The 16,960-nt window shown below is 34.9% G+C and carries 12 protein-coding genes; 5 read left to right on the top strand and 7 right to left on the bottom strand.

Going from position 1 to position 16,960, the window contains the following annotated elements:
• The first annotated feature begins 95 nt into the window (after positions 1-95).
• Positions 96-3,248 carry a peptidase MA family metallohydrolase gene (locus ACFOUY_RS06510; protein WP_378959672.1) on the top strand — a complete coding sequence of 1,051 codons (3,153 nt, stop codon included), beginning with the start codon at positions 96-98 and terminating at the stop codon, positions 3,246-3,248.
• Between the two features lie 111 nt (positions 3,249-3,359).
• Here the strand turns inward: ACFOUY_RS06510 and ACFOUY_RS06515 are convergent, their stop codons facing one another.
• Positions 3,360-3,710: a GIY-YIG nuclease family protein gene (locus ACFOUY_RS06515; RefSeq protein WP_378959673.1), complete on the bottom strand. Its 351-nt coding sequence runs from the start codon at positions 3,708-3,710 to the stop codon at positions 3,360-3,362.
• Between the two features lie 132 nt (positions 3,711-3,842).
• Here ACFOUY_RS06515 and ACFOUY_RS06520 point away from each other — a divergent pair, with 132 nt between their 5' ends.
• The 4 genes from ACFOUY_RS06520 to bioD all read left to right on the top strand — a co-directional run bounded on the left by ACFOUY_RS06520 (position 3,843) and on the right by bioD (position 6,950).
• Positions 3,843-4,619 carry an XRE family transcriptional regulator gene (locus ACFOUY_RS06520; protein WP_378959674.1) on the top strand — a complete coding sequence of 259 codons (777 nt, stop codon included), beginning with the start codon at positions 3,843-3,845 and terminating at the stop codon, positions 4,617-4,619.
• A 79-nt stretch (positions 4,620-4,698) separates the two neighbouring features.
• The gene (locus ACFOUY_RS06525; RefSeq protein WP_378959675.1) at positions 4,699-5,148 is read left to right on the top strand and encodes a hypothetical protein; all 450 of its coding nucleotides are present in this window, start codon (positions 4,699-4,701) and stop codon (positions 5,146-5,148) included.
• A 70-nt stretch (positions 5,149-5,218) separates the two neighbouring features.
• Positions 5,219-6,349 carry an aminotransferase class I/II-fold pyridoxal phosphate-dependent enzyme gene (locus ACFOUY_RS06530; RefSeq protein ID WP_378959676.1) on the top strand — a complete coding sequence of 377 codons (1,131 nt, stop codon included), beginning with the start codon at positions 5,219-5,221 and terminating at the stop codon, positions 6,347-6,349.
• On the top strand, positions 6,342-6,950 hold the full coding sequence (gene bioD / locus ACFOUY_RS06535) for a dethiobiotin synthase (RefSeq protein WP_378959678.1): 609 nt from the start codon (positions 6,342-6,344) through the stop codon (positions 6,948-6,950). The genes ACFOUY_RS06530 and bioD overlap by 8 nt, the downstream gene beginning before the upstream one ends.
• Here bioD and ACFOUY_RS06540 read toward each other — a convergent pair.
• The 6 genes from ACFOUY_RS06540 to ACFOUY_RS06565 all read right to left on the bottom strand — a co-directional run bounded on the left by ACFOUY_RS06540 (position 6,942) and on the right by ACFOUY_RS06565 (position 16,488).
• The gene (locus ACFOUY_RS06540; protein WP_378959679.1) at positions 6,942-7,634 is read right to left on the bottom strand and encodes a GDSL-type esterase/lipase family protein; all 693 of its coding nucleotides are present in this window, start codon (positions 7,632-7,634) and stop codon (positions 6,942-6,944) included. The genes bioD and ACFOUY_RS06540 overlap by 9 nt on opposite strands.
• Positions 7,635-7,671: 37 nt before the next feature.
• The gene (locus ACFOUY_RS06545; RefSeq protein WP_378959680.1) at positions 7,672-8,571 is read right to left on the bottom strand and encodes a glycerophosphodiester phosphodiesterase family protein; all 900 of its coding nucleotides are present in this window, start codon (positions 8,569-8,571) and stop codon (positions 7,672-7,674) included.
• 20 nt (positions 8,572-8,591) lie between these two features.
• A complete protein-coding gene (locus ACFOUY_RS06550) occupies positions 8,592-10,001 on the bottom strand; it encodes a calcineurin-like phosphoesterase C-terminal domain-containing protein (RefSeq protein WP_378959681.1) in 1,410 nt (469 codons plus the stop codon).
• Positions 10,002-10,076: 75 nt separating this feature from the next.
• Entirely contained in the window at positions 10,077-11,582 is a 1,506-nt protein-coding gene (locus ACFOUY_RS06555) for a DUF5689 domain-containing protein (RefSeq protein ID WP_378959682.1), read from the bottom strand.
• A gap of 17 nt (positions 11,583-11,599) precedes the next feature.
• Positions 11,600-13,168 (bottom strand): SusD/RagB family nutrient-binding outer membrane lipoprotein, encoded by a 1,569-nt coding sequence (locus ACFOUY_RS06560; protein ID WP_378959683.1) that lies wholly within the window; start codon positions 13,166-13,168, stop codon positions 11,600-11,602.
• 11 nt (positions 13,169-13,179) lie between these two features.
• Positions 13,180-16,488, bottom strand: coding sequence for a SusC/RagA family TonB-linked outer membrane protein (locus tag ACFOUY_RS06565; protein ID WP_378959684.1), 3,309 nt, complete (start codon positions 16,486-16,488; stop codon positions 13,180-13,182).
• Positions 16,489-16,960: the final 472 nt, after the last annotated feature.

Consider the following 16,960-nt stretch of genomic DNA (forward strand, 5'->3'; position numbering starts at 1 on the left):
TTAAAATAAAAATAGTGATTTAAACAATTGCTATTTTTATTTATAAATTTTTGCCATTTCAGTACATTAACAATACTGCACATTAAAACCAACGTATGAAAATAAGCTCTACTATCTTAAAGAAATTTATACCGGCTTTGCTTTTAACCATATTTTCCTTCTCAGCTCAGGCACAGTACTTTGGCCAAAATAAGGTAAGATATAAAAATATGGATTTTAAAGTGTTACAAACTCCACACTTTGAAATTTACTACTATTTAAAAAATGAAAGTTTACTAAAAAAATTCTCTCAGGATGCCGAAACCTGGTATAAAATGCATCAGGAAGTTTTTAGAGATACTTTCATGAAGAAAAACCCTATTATTTTATACAATAATCATCCTGATTTTCAACAAACTACAGCACTTAATGGCGAAATCGGCGTAGGAACTGGGGGAGTAACCGAAGCTTTAAAAAACAGGGTAATTATGCCTATAATGGAGCTTAACAGTCAAACAAGGCACGTACTTGGACATGAGTTGGTTCATGCATTTCAATACCATATTTTATTAGAGAAAGATTCTATTAGCTTAGAAAATGTAGGTCAAACGCCACTTTGGATGGTTGAAGGAATGGCCGAATATCTATCGATAGGAAAACGCGACGCATTTACCTCTATGTGGATGCGTGATGCAATGTTGAATAGAGATATTCCGTCTTTAAAAGATTTAACTAATTCGAATAAATACTTCCCGTACCGTTACGGTCAAGCATTCTGGACTTACATAGGCTCTCAATACGGAGATACTACAATTGTTCCCTTGTTTAAAAATACGGCAAAATATGGCTACGAAAATGCAATAAGATATACTTTTGGTTATGATGATAAAACTTTATCTGGCTTATGGAAGAATGCCATAGACGCACATTATAAGCCAATGTTAAAAGCAGATAGTTCTCAAATAAAAATTACCGGAAACAAAATTATCGATAACAAAAATGCAGGAAATATGAACGTTGCCCCTGCCCTTAGTCCTAATGGTAAATACCTTGCTTTTTTATCTGAGAAAGATTTATTTGGAATTGATTTATTTCTTGCAGATGCTAAAACAGGCAAAATTTTAAGAAAGCTTACAAGCCAAATTTCAAACGGACATATAGATGATTTTAATTTTATAGAATCTGCTGGTGCCTGGTCGCCAGATAGCAAGCAGTTCGCTTTTAGTATTTTTAGTCAGGGAAAAAACCAAATGATGATTATTAATGTAGATAATGGCTCTACAGTTTCGCAAACTGCAATGGGTGATGTTTCTCAATTTGGTAATTTAACATGGTCGCCAAATGGAAAAGATATTGCCTTTTCAGGCATGGTAGAAGGACAAAGCGATATTTTCTCTTACAACTTAGATACTAAACAAGTTACTCAGATTACCAACGATGTTTATTCTGATTATGCTCCTAATTATTCGCCAGATGGTAAAAAATTAGTTTTTTCTTCGGATAGAGCTGCAATTCAGAATAACAATATTGCGGCAGTAAATCCTATTAATCTTGCAATCTTTGATATTTCGACAAAAACAGTTAGTAATCTTGACGTTTTTCCTGGCGCAAATAATTTGAATGCTCAGTTCTCTCCGGATAGTAAAAACGTTTATTTCTTATCAAATAGAGATGGTTTTAGAAACTTATATAAATACACTTTTGCTGATAATTCAGTAGATCAACTTACAGATTATTTCACAGGAATTAGCGGTATTACCGAATTTTCTCCAGCCATTTCTATATCACAAACTAACGATATTGTTTATAGTTATTATCGCTACCAACGTTATACACTTTATAATGCAAATTTAAATAGCTTTAAGCCAAAAAGAATAAGTAATAAAGAAGAGAATTTTGATGCAGCAATTCTTCCTCCAATGGAAAATATTGGTGTAAATATTATTAATTCTAACCTTGCGAATTTCGATAGGTTTGAAAAGATAGTCGCTGATTCGATGAAAACTGTTCCTTATAAACCGAAGTTTAAATTAGATTATTTAGCAAATAGCGGCGTTGGAGTTTCTACAAGTAGATTTGGTACTGGTGTTCAGGGTGGTATAATTGGAATGTTCAGCGATATTTTAGGAACAAATCAAATTATAGCAAACCTTTCTGTTAACGGCGAAATTTATGATTTTGGTGGATTAGTTGGCTATATCAACCAGAAAAGCAGAATAAATTGGGGAGCTGCCGTATCTCATATACCTTATGTTTCGGGTTTTAGTTCTTACGGTTTTGAAAAATTACCTGTTGCAAACAACACAACTACCGATGCAATAAATTATCGTACAGATATTATTAGAACATTCGAAGATCAGGTTCAATTATTTGGTTCCTACCCTTTTAGTAAAATCCATCGTTTCGAACTAGGTGGTGCTTTCTCAAGATATAGTTATCGTATCGATCGCTATAGTAATTATTACAGTACCGATGGTTACTATATTGGTTCAGAAAGAAGTAAAGTATCTAACGAACAAGCTAGCTTAGATTATGGAGTGCCATTCAACTCATTTACATTATATCAGTTAAACGCCTCATTTATTGGCGATAATTCAATCTTCGGATTAACCGGCCCACTTGATGGATTTAGATATCGTGTTGGTGGCGAATTGTATTTTGGAACTTATAAATTTAGCGGGGTTACAGCAGATTTACGTAAATACTGGAGATTAAAACCAATAACGATAGCAGCCAGATCTTATAATATGTTCCGTATTGGTACAGATGCTGATAGGTTATATCCAATGTATGTTGGTTATCCTTATTTAATTAGAGGTTATGAGGCAAACTCAATTTATAAAAACAATACTTCTACCCTTGGAAACAGCTTTGATATTAACCAATTAAGTGGAAGTAAATTAGCAGTTTTTAATTTTGAAGTTCGTTTACCTTTTACCGGACCTAAAAAGTTGACAGCAATTCCTTCTAAATTTTTATTTACAGATTTAAATCTATTTTTTGATGCAGGAGTAGCTTGGACAAACAACACTAAAGTTGCTTTTAAAAGTGAACCAACCTATACTACAACACCTATTTTCGATTCAAATGGTCAAATTGTTGGTTCTTACGAAGATACAAATGAACGCATACCTGTAATGAGTGCGGGTATCTCACTAAGGGTTAATGTTTTTGGCTATTTTGTTTTAGAGCCATACTATGCAATTCCTTTCCAACGTAAAGACGTTAAAGGTGGTGTATTTGGCCTAACATTCGCACCAGGATGGTAGATTTAAATTATTAGAACTAATAGATTTTTAAATATGTGAATGATTGAACATTTCAATGTTTTTCAATCATTCACTTTTATAATTCTTCATCATTAGTATTTAATAATTTAATCAAGATAAACTACTGAAAGAAAGCTTAACCTGATTAGTTATATTTCTGTGCATTAGAATATTCTCAAAATCTAACCCGATAGTTAAATCAATCCAATCCGGATTACAAGACCTCACTAAACGTTCCTTTTGCATACGGGTAAATCTGCTAACTAATTTAAAGCGTGCCAAAGCTTGTGCTTCGGTTTTAAACTCTTCAAAATAAACCAGGCGAGTTAAGTGCTGACCGCTATCAAAAAATAAGTTTGGCATCTGCTTATAAAAATCTAATGTTTTAATCAAATCAGAACTCATGCCAACATGCATGCTTGTGCGATTTCTGTCGGTAACGATGTAAACAAACTTTTTCATAATAACGTATTTAAAATTAAAACTAAACTATTTAGTATACCTTCTTGCAAATCAAAATAATATTACTAACTTTATGAGCATAAAATTACTAACTATTTTAGTAATTCCAAATTTATTTTAAAATTTATTTTTATGTCGAATATTTCAAATAATTTAAAGTACCTAAGGAAGAAAAAAGGTCATACACAGCAGGGATTTGCTGATATTATGGAAATTAAGCGATCTCTTATTGGTGCTTATGAAGAAGATAGAGCTGAACCAAAATATGATTTGCTAAAAAAAATAGCTGAATATTTTGATTTAACCATCGATGAATTCATTAACGAAAAAATTTCTGATAGCTGGAAACCAAAACCGAAAAGCCAGGGTTCTAATTTAAGGGTGCTTAGTATTTCTGTAGATGCCAATGACAGAGAAAACATAGAACTTGTGCCTGTAAAAGCAAGTGCTGGTTACTTAAATGGTTTTTCTGATCCACAGTATATAAGTGATCTTCCTAAATTCCAGCTTCCAATTGCTGCTCTTCGTCAAGGTACTTTTCGAGCTTTTGAAATTATGGGCGATAGTATGTTACCAGTTCAACCAGGCAGTGTAATTATTGGCGAGTATTTAGATAATTGGAGCGAAGTAAAAACTGGCGAAACATATATTGTAATTAGTAAGAATGAAGGTGTTGTTTATAAACGTGCAGGCAATCGTTTCAGAGAAAATAAAGAACTTAAATTAGTATCTGATAATAAAGTTTATGATGCTTATACAATTGCAGCCGATGATATCCTTGAAATCTGGAGAGCCAAGGCGTACATTTCTACATCATTACCAGAACCTGCACCAGATCCAACAATGGAAACTTTAACCCAAATGATGGCTCAAATGCAAAAATCGATCTCGCAGCTGAACAAGAATTAACATTATTTAACAACTGCAAATTAAACCGATTAGCTTTTTTAGTATCTATTAGTTAAAAACACATAGATAACTAATACACATGAAAAAACTAATTTTAACAATGGCCATTGCAGTAATGGGTTTTACTGCAGTGTTCGCTCAAGATTCGACTAGAAGAGCAAGAAGAGAAATGCCTAAGCTTACAGCAGAACAAAGAGCTGAGAAAGCAACAGGCATGATGGAAAAAAAATTAAGCTTATCTGCTGATCAAAAGAAAAAAGTTTATGCAATTGAATTGGATAGAGCTAAAAAGATGGAAGCTTACCGCAATGAAGATAAATCTGCAATGAAAGGAAAAATGAAAGAGAGAAAAGCAGATATGGATAAAAGCAAAGCAGAACTTGATGGTGTTTTAAATGCAGAACAAAAAACAAAATTAGAAGCATTTAGATCCGAAGCTAAAGAGAAAGCAGGTAAAATGAGAAAAGGTATGGGAAAAGGAAAAAGAGATAAAGCACCTGTTGTTTCTAATCCACCAGCACAAGGTTAATTATAAAAATTTATTTTAAATATTTGAAAGCGTTCCGTTAAACCGGAACGCTTTCTTTATTTTTGAGCAAATGAACAATATCGAGCTATTTATTAATAATAGATTAGAGAAGCGGGAAGATGATTTTTCAATTAGGAAATTGACTAAAACCTTCCCTCCTATAGATTTTTGCTCGAACGATTATTTAGGTTTATCCCGTTCTTCTGAACTAAAAAAATTGATAGATAAAAATCTATTAAATATCAAGAATTATAAAAATGGTGCTGCTGGATCTCGATTATTGAGTGGGAACACAACTTATACAGAAGAAACCGAACAATTTATTGCCAATTATCATAAAGCAGAAAGTGGATTAATATTTAACTCTGGGTACGATGCAAATGTTGGTTTACTTTCTAGCCTGCCGCAACGGGGTGATACCATAATAACCGACGAACTAATTCATGCCAGTATTATCGATGGCTGCAGATTAAGCCACGCAACCAGATATAAATTTTCTCACAATAATATTGAAGACCTTACTGAAAAGCTTAAATTATCAAAAGGAAACATTTTTGTTGTTGTAGAAAGTGTTTACTCTATGGATGGAGATTTGGCTCCTTTAAAAGAAATTTCATTACTTTGCCAAACTTACAATGCAGCTTTAATTGTTGATGAAGCACATGCACTAGGTATTTTCGGCGAAAATGGTACTGGATTGGTTAATCATCTTAATCTCCAAAATAAAATTTTCGCTAGAATAGTAACTTTTGGAAAGGCTTTAGGCGTGCATGGTGCAATTGTTTTAGGAAATAAAAACCTTCGCAATTACCTGATAAACTTTGCCCGTTCGTTTATCTACACAACAGCCGCTCCTATGCAAAATATCGTTTCTATAAAATCGGCGTATATTTTACTGGGGAAAATTAATCTTAAAAGCATATCTGATAAGATTAATTTATTTAGAAAACTGATTAAGGAAAATAATATTAAAGCTTTAGAAAGTCCAAGTGCGATACAAGGAATTTTATTTTCTTCGAATGCAGAAACCAAAAATGCAGCATCTTTGCTTCAATCAAAAGGTTTTGATGTTCGTGCCATTTTAAGTCCAACTGTTCCGGTAGGAAAGGAAAGATTAAGAATTTGCCTGCACAGTTATAACACAGATCAAGAAATTACATCGCTAATTAATAATTTAAAAGAGATACAAAATAATGGCTAAATACTTTGTTGCCGGAATTGGCACGGGAATAGGAAAAACTTTAGTGAGCGCAATTTTAACAGAAAAACTTAATGCTGATTATTGGAAACCTATTCAATCTGGAGACTTAGACAAAAGCGATAGCCTAACTGTTGCAAGTTTAATCAGCAATAGTAAAACTGTAATTCATCCAGAAAGTTATAGATTAAACAACCCTCTATCACCTCATTTATCTGCAAGACTTGATAATGTAGAAATCGAACTCCATAAGATTAAAGTTCCTGATACCGATAACAATTTGATTATTGAAGGTGCGGGAGGTTTAATGGTTCCTTTAAATGAAAAAGAACTTTTAATCGATTTGATTAAAGAACTAAATGTTGAGGTAATATTAATTTCTCAAAATTATCTTGGTAGCATCAACCATACGTTGATGTCGATAAATCTCCTTAATCAGTATAAAATAAAAATTAGAGGGATAATTTTTAATGGCGTAGAGAATTTGGAAACTCAGCGTTATATTTTGCAATACACAAACGTAAATTACCTTGGTTATGTCTCAATGTTTGAAACAGTAACCAAAGAAAATATTAAACTTTCTTGCGATTTAATATCACTTTAAATAATCATTTGCATTAAGATATTCCGCCCAAACTTTATAACCTTCCGGAATAAGATGCAAACCATCTTTTGTTAGTTCTGCCCTTAAACGCTTATTATCATCAACAAAAACAGGATATAAATCGATAATTGTTACATTTTTGGCGGCCAGTTTTCGAATCTCATCGTTTAGCCAAAGGATATGGTTATCCTTGCCATAGTGGTTTTTAAACTTTTCGAATGAACTATTAACAGGTAAAAGTGTGTTGAAATAAATCTGTGTTTTCTTAGAACCATTTCTAATTCTAGCAATCATGGTTTTGTAGTTTCGCAGAATAACGCTATCTGGAATATTCCTCGAAATATCATTAATGCCTATCAAAATAAAAACTTTTGCAGGTTTTCTATCAATAACTTCCTGCAATCTTTCTAAAACACCAAAAGATATATCGCCCGAAATACCACGATTTTTTGCTTGTGGAAGATTTAAAAGCTTCGCCCAATCGGTGCCATCTGTAATGCTATTCCCTAAGAATATGAAATCTTTCTTCGACTTTGGCTCTTCTTTAAACTTAGTTACCAGTTCTGCATACTTACCCGGACGATAAGTACTATCCCATTTTACAACTTGCGCAATGGCATAATTAGAACTTAATACAATGGTTAACGATATTGCTAAAAAGCATTTGCAAAAGAAAGATTTCATATAATCAGGGTTGATATTGTTAATGCAATTTCTAAAATTATTTTGATTGAACCAACAAATTTGGGTAATCAGAAATAATTCCGTCTACGCCTAAGGCTCTCAAAGCATTCATATCTTCAACTTTATTAGCCGTCCACGGAATTACTTTTACATTATCTGCGTGGGCTTTAGTAATCATATCTGAATTAACCATTTGCCAAACCGGACTTAAAATAAATGGCTTGTAACCTAAATCGGCAATATTTTCTTCGTAAGTTTTTTTATTTGCAACTAAAAACGAAGTTCTAACATTTGGATATTTCTCATGAATAAGCTGAATAGTTCGTTTATCGAAAGATTGAATAACGACATAAGGCGTAATTCCCTTTTTCTGAATAACATCCATTAAAAGCTTAACAAAAACTGCTGGCTCTGGATTTGTAACACCATCTCCTGCTGGGCCGCATTTCGTTTCGATATTGTAGAAAAACTGTTTCCTTTTATTTGCCTTGATGTCTTTTTGCACTGCATCAATTAAATCTTCTAATAGCGGAATCTGCAATTTTATTTTTTGTTGCTCAGGAAAACCAGCAAGAGGTTTAGAACCTAAATCAAATTCCTTTAATTCGTTGTAATTCATCCCGAAAATTGGATATTTCTTTGCATCACTATCAGGAATATCTTGTCCATCTGGAGTACGCATAAAACTCGGGCTTAAATAATCATCGTGAGTTACTACAACTTTACCATCCTTTGTTATGTGGGTATCCATTTCAAGGGTTGTAATACCATCAATTTTCATGGTATTTTGCATAGCTAAAATTGTATTTTCGGGCCATAAGCCACGTCCTCCACGATGTGCTTCTGCACTAAAAGCAGGAAATTTTGCAACTTGTGCGTTTGCCTGAAACGTAATTGCTCCCATAACGATAAGCAATAAGGATTTCGAAATTTTCATATTTATTTTTGTTTAGAATATTAAGCTTTAACGCTTGCTTCAAACTTTTCGCCGAATCTGTCAGTCGCAACAACTTTAACCATTTGCACCGATGGCTCGAAATGTGCCATAAATAAGTGATCTGTAGATCTTGCTTCAACAAATGGTCTTGGATTTGGAAGTTTATCACCTCTATACAACTTCACTGCTAATGGGTCGAAACCATCTTGTTGTGCTAATGCACCCATCGGTTTTCCATCTAAGAAATATTCTACTTTCCATTCCGGGTCGTAATTCCAAACATTAGCAATAAGTCTTTTTTGGTTTGTTAAAGTATCAACGTAAATGTCTAATTGTTTTTTCCTATCTCTACCTGTAGATTTATAATACCATTTTAGGTTGGTTCCATCAACTTCGTAAACGCCATAACCTCTGGGTGTACCATCCTCGCATATTGGTCCAGTCCACCAACCACCGCAAACTGTACCATGGTTATGCTCGTAGATGCCGTTTTTAATTACGTTTTTGTTAAAATGCGTATGCCCAGACATAATGTGGACATTTTTAAAATCTTTCAAAACCGTATAAAAATCATCGTTATTTTTAACAGAATTATGTACTGGAATATGTAAGCAAACAATTAATAGCGCATCTTTTGATATAAATTGTAAATCTTTTGCCAGCCATTCTAACTGTGTGGGTGTGATGTATCCATCGTAATTTCTCTCTGTTCCCAAATACCTAACATCGTCTAAAACAACATAATGTGCTTTTCCTCTATTAAACGAATAATAAGTTGGGCCATAATGAGCCTGAAATGTTCTGTCGGATGTCTCATCCCCTCCTTGCCTGTAATCCTGATCGTGATTACCTAAAGCCTGAAAAAATGGAATACCGATTTGAGCGATGGCTTCATCGTAAGCAGGGAAAAGGTCAAAATTATCCCAAACTAAATCACCAACGCCAATACCATGCACCAGTGTTTTACCCATGCTTTTAACTACTGCTTTTGTATCGGGAACAGAAGTTGCCATCATTTGCGCTACATCTGCCTTGTTTTTAACCTGCGGATCTGCCCATATAATGAAATTATGTTTATCGTCATTTTGCGTTAATGGCTTAAGATCGAAATTTAATTTACCTGCCGCATCAGGTTTGTAATAATGACGGGCGATACTGCTCTCGGTTTTAAACTCGTAACCAGATGGCGTACTAATCCAAACAAAACGTGCCAAATCGTTAAGCTTAATTTCATAATTACCGCGTTTATCTGTTTGAATAACACTGTAGCCATCAGAAATAACAACCCCCGCAACTGCTTTCCCTTTGCTGGTTACTGTTCCGGTTACTACCCCATCGATAGAAAATAAAGATGATGGGAATGATTTTAAGCTAATAAATATTGTAGAGGTTAATAAACTTGATTTCTGAATAAATGACCTTCTGTTCATTTCTTTTTATTTAGGGACTTTTTTTAATTAAAACATCGGTTAGGTTTAGCTAACCGATGATTGTTGTATAATATATTAATTTACAATTGTTGTGAAACCAGCAGGTTGTTCAATTGCTGTTAATGGCGATGTAGAAGTTAATGTAATGTTGGTTGCCGTTCTACCTGTGCTCCAAATACCTGTGGATGCATCGTAAACCCCTCCAAGCATGGTAAAAGCACTGGTTGCAGGAAAAGCAAACTTGTTAGTATTAGTTCCAGCGCCATAAAATGCTACCGTTTTTCTATTCTGAATGGTACTATATTTATCGGTGTTGGTAATTCTGTAACCAACCTCTGGCGGGCCAGCAGCATACACGGCGCCATTGCCACCATACATTATTACATCTAAAGGAATTGAATTTCCGGTTACTGTTGTGCCCTCGAAAACCGCAATACCGGCAACGTTACCACTATTGGCCAATAAGTTTGTAGTAGCGGTTCCGAAATCGTCTCCATCTAATGTTGAATATTGTTTACTTGCTATCCAAGCGGCAGAACTAATATTAGTAGAACCGCTACCCCAAATTACCTTATTGCCACCTACATAACAAAACTGCCCCTTTTTGATGCTACCTGTTTTGATGGTGAATTTATAGGTTCTAACACCCCCAAGGGCCCAGCCAGTTGCAGGAGCAGCTAAAATACCAGCATTATTACAAGCAACAATAGAGAATGGTGTTGCTGCAAAATCAATATCTCTCGTTGCCTTAAACTGAATGTATTCATAATTTGCATCAGAGCCAGTTGGATCAACCAAATAACCTGTAATAATTAAGGCAGAAGGTTTAATTTCAGGAAGAGCAAAAATATCATCTGCTGTTCTCGGTAAAAGTTGCACACCGGTAGAAGTTGTAGCCACAATGCCCGTATAGTCTGCAAATGGTGTAGCTTCTTGTGTAGCAAACGACGCTGTCGACTCTGTGTGAATTATTGCTGTTCCAAAACCATCATTTATTGTTTTGTTACCAGAATAAGTATCACCAGTAATTGGTGTAGGAGACATTTTTCCCTTACTTATTGTAATTAAAGTACTTTCATAAAAGCTTGGTCTTTTTGTTAATTCGGCAGTATTTACAGCTCTTAGAATAATTTTCCTTCCAGAAGCTTTTTTCTCAATACCTGCCGCTGTAACTCCAGCTATTTGTAGCGTACCATTAACTCTTTTTAATGTCGAACCCGTAATTCTTACATGAACAGAATCGCCGGGAACATATTTTGCTGCCTCTGTACCCACACTAAATGCAATGCCTCTTAACGAATCTATACCGTTACCAGCAATACGACTATTTTGAACAAGAAGCAATCCCGCAGGAACGTTACCGCCAGTTTGGTTGGAAACAACTATACCTTTGATGAAATTTGCGCCACCTAAGTTTTCTTCATTAAGGAGTAAATCGGCACCTTTAAATAATTTTCGTAAATCGAAATTTGAAATATATGGACTAACAGTGACACCAACATAATCAGTATCGCGTTTACAACTCATCCAAGTGCTACAGATAACTACCAGTGCACTGATATAAAATATAATCTTTTTCATATTAATTCTTGATATGATTAAGGTTTCTGCCACCAAACAAGTGTATTAATATCGTCTGCACCTTGAGCAGCAACGGCATTTTTATAACTTGTTGGATTGGTTGATTGTGTAACTAATGGATAATATAATCTCGAAGGCATTTTACCTCCGTTTGCTAATCCGGTTCCTTTTGGAAGAAACGGATGACCAGTTCGCCTGTACTCTATCCATTGCTGAAAATCGACAAGAAAATTTGCAAAATATTTTTGCAAATGAATGGATTGCATTTTGCTAGGTGCATTGTTTGTTTTATTTTCTAACGGAAGATTATTACTCCACTGAATATCTGCATTGTTAACATAGCTAATTAAAAGAGGATCTGTCGGTGAAGTAAATATTGACGGAATCCAATAATTAATACCATCGGCAATGCCTTTCATGTAATAAGTTTCGCCAGTTCCTGTAATCCAACCTTTGGCGGCAGCTTCAGCTAAAATAAAATCAACTTCTGCACAATTCATGATTATACCAGTATAACGGTCGGTTTGCAAAGTAATAGGGGCATTTTGTGCATCCGAATAAAAATAAGATTGTCTTAAAATTGAAGTTCCGGTATCGTAACCACTTGGCACACCAATTAAACCACCAGGTCCTGCTGCAATTCCAAATCTGTTTAAGCCATTTAAACCATACTTAGAATCTACACGTGGATCGTTCCAAATACCTAAATTTCCAATAAAGAAATCAGTTATTGCAGGTCCTCTAAAATCTACTGCTCTAACATTTATCATAAATGGTGATGAGTAAACGGCAGTACTACTATTTGTTCCGTTCCAAAGAATTTTAGCCGTGTGGGTATTGTTTTCCATTATCGGATAATTGGGCTTATTGGTGTCTGCAATTTCCTTTATTTTGGCAATAACCTGTGCACTAACTTCAGCTTTACCTGAAATACGGAGTAACAAACGTAAATACAACGAGTTACCAAATCTGCGCCACTTACTTATGTCACCTTGATAAACCGGATCGCTGCTTGCAACTATAGATGTTCCTTCAGATAATAATTTATTCGCTTCTTCTAACTTTGTAAACAAATCCAGATATATGTCTTTTTGTTTATCAAAAATCGGCTCGTAATTTCCTTCTTTACCTTGATTAGCTTGCGAATATGGAACATCTCCATAAACATCTGTCAATAACTGAAAAACCCAGGCCTGGCTAATTAATGAAATGCCTTTGTAAGAAGAATTTAAAGTTTCTGGTTTGTTGGCAATGGTATAAATATCTCGCAGATTGGTTAATTCAGGATACCAGGTATTCCATGTGTAATCGGCCCAGTTCCGTCTAACATCATACCTAAAAACCCTGCCTTCCGCATCGCTTATATCTACCGTAACCTGCATTAATTCGTTGTTAAAATTACGGTTGCGAACCATATTTGCAGATAATACATTTACCAAAGCTGGCGCTAAAAGTTGGCTTGCAGTAACTGTCGATCTCCCGATTGGATCTGTATTTACTTCGTTAAAATCTTTTTTACAGGAGAAGGTAGATAAACTAACTACGCCTAATAATATATAATTGGTTATTTTATTTATCGTTTTCATAATATTCTCTTTTATAACCCAACAACTAAACGCACACCATAAGTTCTGGTAGATGGTAATTGACCAGTTTCAAAACCTTGAACAATATCGCTTCCTGATAAGGTACCAAACTCAGGATCGAATGCTGGCCACGGCGACCAGATAAATAGGTTTCGACCATAAGCACCGATTGTCATTTTTGTAAATCCAATCCTTTTAAGAAATGAAGGTCCAAATGCAAAAGTTACGTTGGCCTCTCTAAATTTCAAATAATCTGTTCTAAAAACACTTCCCTCCGCTTGGTCTGATCCGTAAAGTGAAGTGTAAAAACTCTCTAGATTAGTTGCTACAACATCATTTGGGCGGTAAGTGCCATCTGTATTTTGAATAACTCCATCGCCAATAACACCATTGTATCTTCCTGGCAACGTAAGATTAAGCTTACCTAAAGCAGCCATTCTAGAAAATGTTAAAGAGTGTGCTACGGCACCAAGCTGTGCATCAAATAATCCATTTATACTGAATTGACCATAACTAAGAGTTGTACCAAAACTAAACCTGAATTTTGGCATTGTGTTACCTAGATAAACTAATCCAGCTCCTGTTTTTGCATTACCAGTTGTGGCATCATAAACAATTTGTCCATCTGGCGATCTTAAATATCCGTTACCATATAAATCGCCCATGCTTCCACCAACATTTGCCACAATTTGGCCACCACCTAAAGCGCCTGTTCTTAGTACAACCGAACTATCTGCCAGTTCGGTAATTTTATTACGGTTTGCGGTAAATGTTCCGGTTAGCTCCCATTTAAATTTGCCTGCTTGTATTGGTGTTCCGTTAACTGCTATCTCAATACCTTTATTTTCTACTTTACCAACGTTAAACACAGCAACATTGTAACCAGTAGCTCGATCTACAATTCTGTTAAGAATTTGGTTTTTCGTATTACCCATGTAGGCAGCAAAATCAAAATTTAAACGATTTTTGAAAAGTCGTAACTCAGTACCAACTTCGATAGTTGTAGTTTTAAGAGGTTTTAAATTTGGATTTGGGAGTATGTTAGGATTAGTCATTGCGCTATCCGGGTAAATACCACTTGATGCAAGATTATAATTATAAGCTGTGCGATAAGGTGTTGTTCCGCCGCTACCAACCTGAGAAATGGAGGCTCTTAATTTAAAGAAACTGATTTGCTCTGGTAATCTCCATAAATCTGATGGAACGAAAGATACACTTGCCGAAGGATAGAAAAACCCAACATTATCTGTTCTAAATGGTGTAGCTAATGTACTGCTCCAATCCTGACGACCAGTTAAATCTAAGTATAAATAATTTTTAAAACTGAAAGATATTGATGCGTAAAAACTATTGATTCTGTAACGAGCAGTATCTGGTACAGAAACCAACGGATTTGCATTATTGGTTAAACTATAATCGCCAGGAATCACTAAACCATCTGCACGGAGCTCTGATTTATTGTATTGATTGCGCATCTGACTTCCGCCAACATTTGCATTCATTCTTAGCGATTCTGTGATTTTCTTATCATATCTTAATAAGAAATCTGCATTTACTTCGTAAGAATTTATATCTTGAACACGGTAAGAACCTTGGGCAAATTTATTACCGGCAGCATCCCAGGGGCGTTGTGTTTCACGAATATCATGATTATAATCTATGGAACCACGAACCAATAAACTTAACTCATCGGTAAACTTATAATTCGCCTGAATATTACTTATTACCCCGTTTCTGCGCTGCTTATTTAAATACTGCTCGGAAATTGCATAAGGGCTTTCAGGGTTGGTTGTTGTAATATTAACAAACTGAACGCCTTCTTTGCCAGGTGCCCAATAATCGCGATACCAATCTGTATTAACATTTGGCTGTGCAAACATAAACCAATACATTAAAGATTGATTTCCATAACCCGTAGCTGGTAAGTTATCGCTGTTTCTGTTATTATATGCCGCTTTGAAAGTGATATTTAGCTTTTTTGTAACATCAGCATTTGCTGAAAACGATGCAGATGTACGTTCTAAACCTGTGTTAGGCACAATCCATGAATTATCACCGTGACTGGCTGAAAAACGCATTCCGACTTTTTTGTAAACTCCATCTAAACTAACAGAATTCGAAGATTCGAAACCAGTTTTAAAAAATGCATCTACCGGATTTTCATAAGCCATCCACGGTGTTCTTACAGTTCCAACCGTTTTTCTGATTGGATCATATTGGTAATACATCCCTCCCTGATTAAATGGAGCACCCCAACTAGCACTGGTTCCATTTGTACTTGCGCCATCTTCTGTATTACCGTAAGAAAAATAGGAAACGCCAAACTGTCCTTGCCCGTATTGATTTTGAATATCAGGACTTCGGCTTACCTGTTCCCAGGTACTATTTGAAGTAAAAGTTATATTAAGTTTTTTGCTATTCTTACTTCCAGATTTTGTTGTAATAATAATTGCACCGTTGGCACCACGCTGACCATAAAGCGCAGCAGCACCAGGACCTTTTAGCACGGTTACGTTTTCAATATCATCAGGATTTAAATCGTTTAAAGCCGATCCAAAATCTGAAGGCATAATATCGCCCGAAGTACCATAAACTCCACCCGATGAACCAGCCGTACGACGAGCCGAACTACTTGCTACAACTCCATCAATTACGATAAGTGCTTCGTTATCGCCAGTTAGGTTGTTCTCGCCACGTAATATAATTTTATTTGAAGCCGCCGGACCACTATTACGCACTAAGTTTAAACCAGCAACTTTACCAGATAATGCATCCGTCCAGTTACTGGAAACCGCATTAGTAATAGCGCTGCTATCTACTCTAGTTACAGAATAACCAAGCGCCTTTTCTTCTCTCTTGATACCTAAGGCAGTAACAACAACATCATTTAATTGATTAGATGATGATTTTAAGCGAATAACAACTGAATTAGTTGTTTCGTTAAATGTTCTTTTTACTACCGCATAACCAAGCATATTGAAAGAGATTTCACTCCCTTTCGAAATCGTTATTGCAAATTTACCTTCGTTATCTGTAGAAGCTAAAAATTTCCTGTTACTATCAGAAATGGTTGTACCGATTAGCGGTTGATTATCATCTTCATCAATTATAGTTCCTTTTACAGCTATTGACTGCACGCCCTGTTGAGCACTAACAACTTGATAAAAACACTGGATTACAATTGTAATTGCTAAAACTTTAAGCCAGTTAGATAATGATTTGAAAATAATTTTTCTTGTTGTGGGATTATCGGGGCTGTCTTCATTTACATAAAGACCATACTCAAACCTCGATTTCAGCTGGGTAGAAATTTTGTTCATAGTTTTTTAATCCGGTTAGTATTATAGGAATAATTAGTTTTGTTTTATTAATCCGGATTATCGGCAAAATAACCCCACCCACATTAAATTAATATTAACTAACCGTTAAAATTCTAAGTCAGATATCGAATAATTACGTTTTATTAGCTTTTGTATTACTTAATGTTTCTTTAATTAAAATTTACATAACAATACGAAACTATAAACAATTTATCAGACAAGAAAATTCGTTTATGAGTTTGCGTAGAAATTCTAGATAAAAAAGCGAAACCCTTCGCTTACCCAAAGTTGTTCTAGCAAGCAAAAAAGCTTTAAAAGTCAAAAAAAGAAGTTATTTCACTTAAAGACACTTGTAGATAATAAACAAAAGCATCTGTAATAATTTTGTTACAGAATATTTATCTGAAATAAAAGAAGATTAATTAAGAGTTTGATATGTTAATGTAACAATAGTGTATAGACAAAAAACGAA

This window comes from Pedobacter jamesrossensis, from assembly GCF_042650905.1.
Lineage (GTDB): Bacteria > Bacteroidota > Bacteroidia > Sphingobacteriales > Sphingobacteriaceae > Pedobacter > Pedobacter jamesrossensis.

Coding starts and splice junctions, on each gene's coding strand:
- ACFOUY_RS06560 (WP_378959683.1), bottom strand. CDS start 13,168: ATGAAAACGATAAATAAAATAACCAATTATATATTATTAGGCGTAGTT.
- ACFOUY_RS06510 (WP_378959672.1), top strand. CDS start 96: ATGAAAATAAGCTCTACTATCTTAAAGAAATTTATACCGGCTTTGCTT.
- ACFOUY_RS06530 (WP_378959676.1), top strand. CDS start 5,219: ATGAACAATATCGAGCTATTTATTAATAATAGATTAGAGAAGCGGGAA.
- ACFOUY_RS06545 (WP_378959680.1), bottom strand. CDS start 8,571: ATGAAAATTTCGAAATCCTTATTGCTTATCGTTATGGGAGCAATTACG.
- ACFOUY_RS06565 (WP_378959684.1), bottom strand. CDS start 16,488: ATGAACAAAATTTCTACCCAGCTGAAATCGAGGTTTGAGTATGGTCTT.
- ACFOUY_RS06540 (WP_378959679.1), bottom strand. CDS start 7,634: ATGAAATCTTTCTTTTGCAAATGCTTTTTAGCAATATCGTTAACCATT.
- ACFOUY_RS06525 (WP_378959675.1), top strand. CDS start 4,699: ATGAAAAAACTAATTTTAACAATGGCCATTGCAGTAATGGGTTTTACT.
- ACFOUY_RS06515 (WP_378959673.1), bottom strand. CDS start 3,710: ATGAAAAAGTTTGTTTACATCGTTACCGACAGAAATCGCACAAGCATG.
- ACFOUY_RS06555 (WP_378959682.1), bottom strand. CDS start 11,582: ATGAAAAAGATTATATTTTATATCAGTGCACTGGTAGTTATCTGTAGC.
- ACFOUY_RS06550 (WP_378959681.1), bottom strand. CDS start 10,001: ATGAACAGAAGGTCATTTATTCAGAAATCAAGTTTATTAACCTCTACA.
- bioD (WP_378959678.1), top strand. CDS start 6,342: ATGGCTAAATACTTTGTTGCCGGAATTGGCACGGGAATAGGAAAAACT.
- ACFOUY_RS06520 (WP_378959674.1), top strand. CDS start 3,843: ATGTCGAATATTTCAAATAATTTAAAGTACCTAAGGAAGAAAAAAGGT.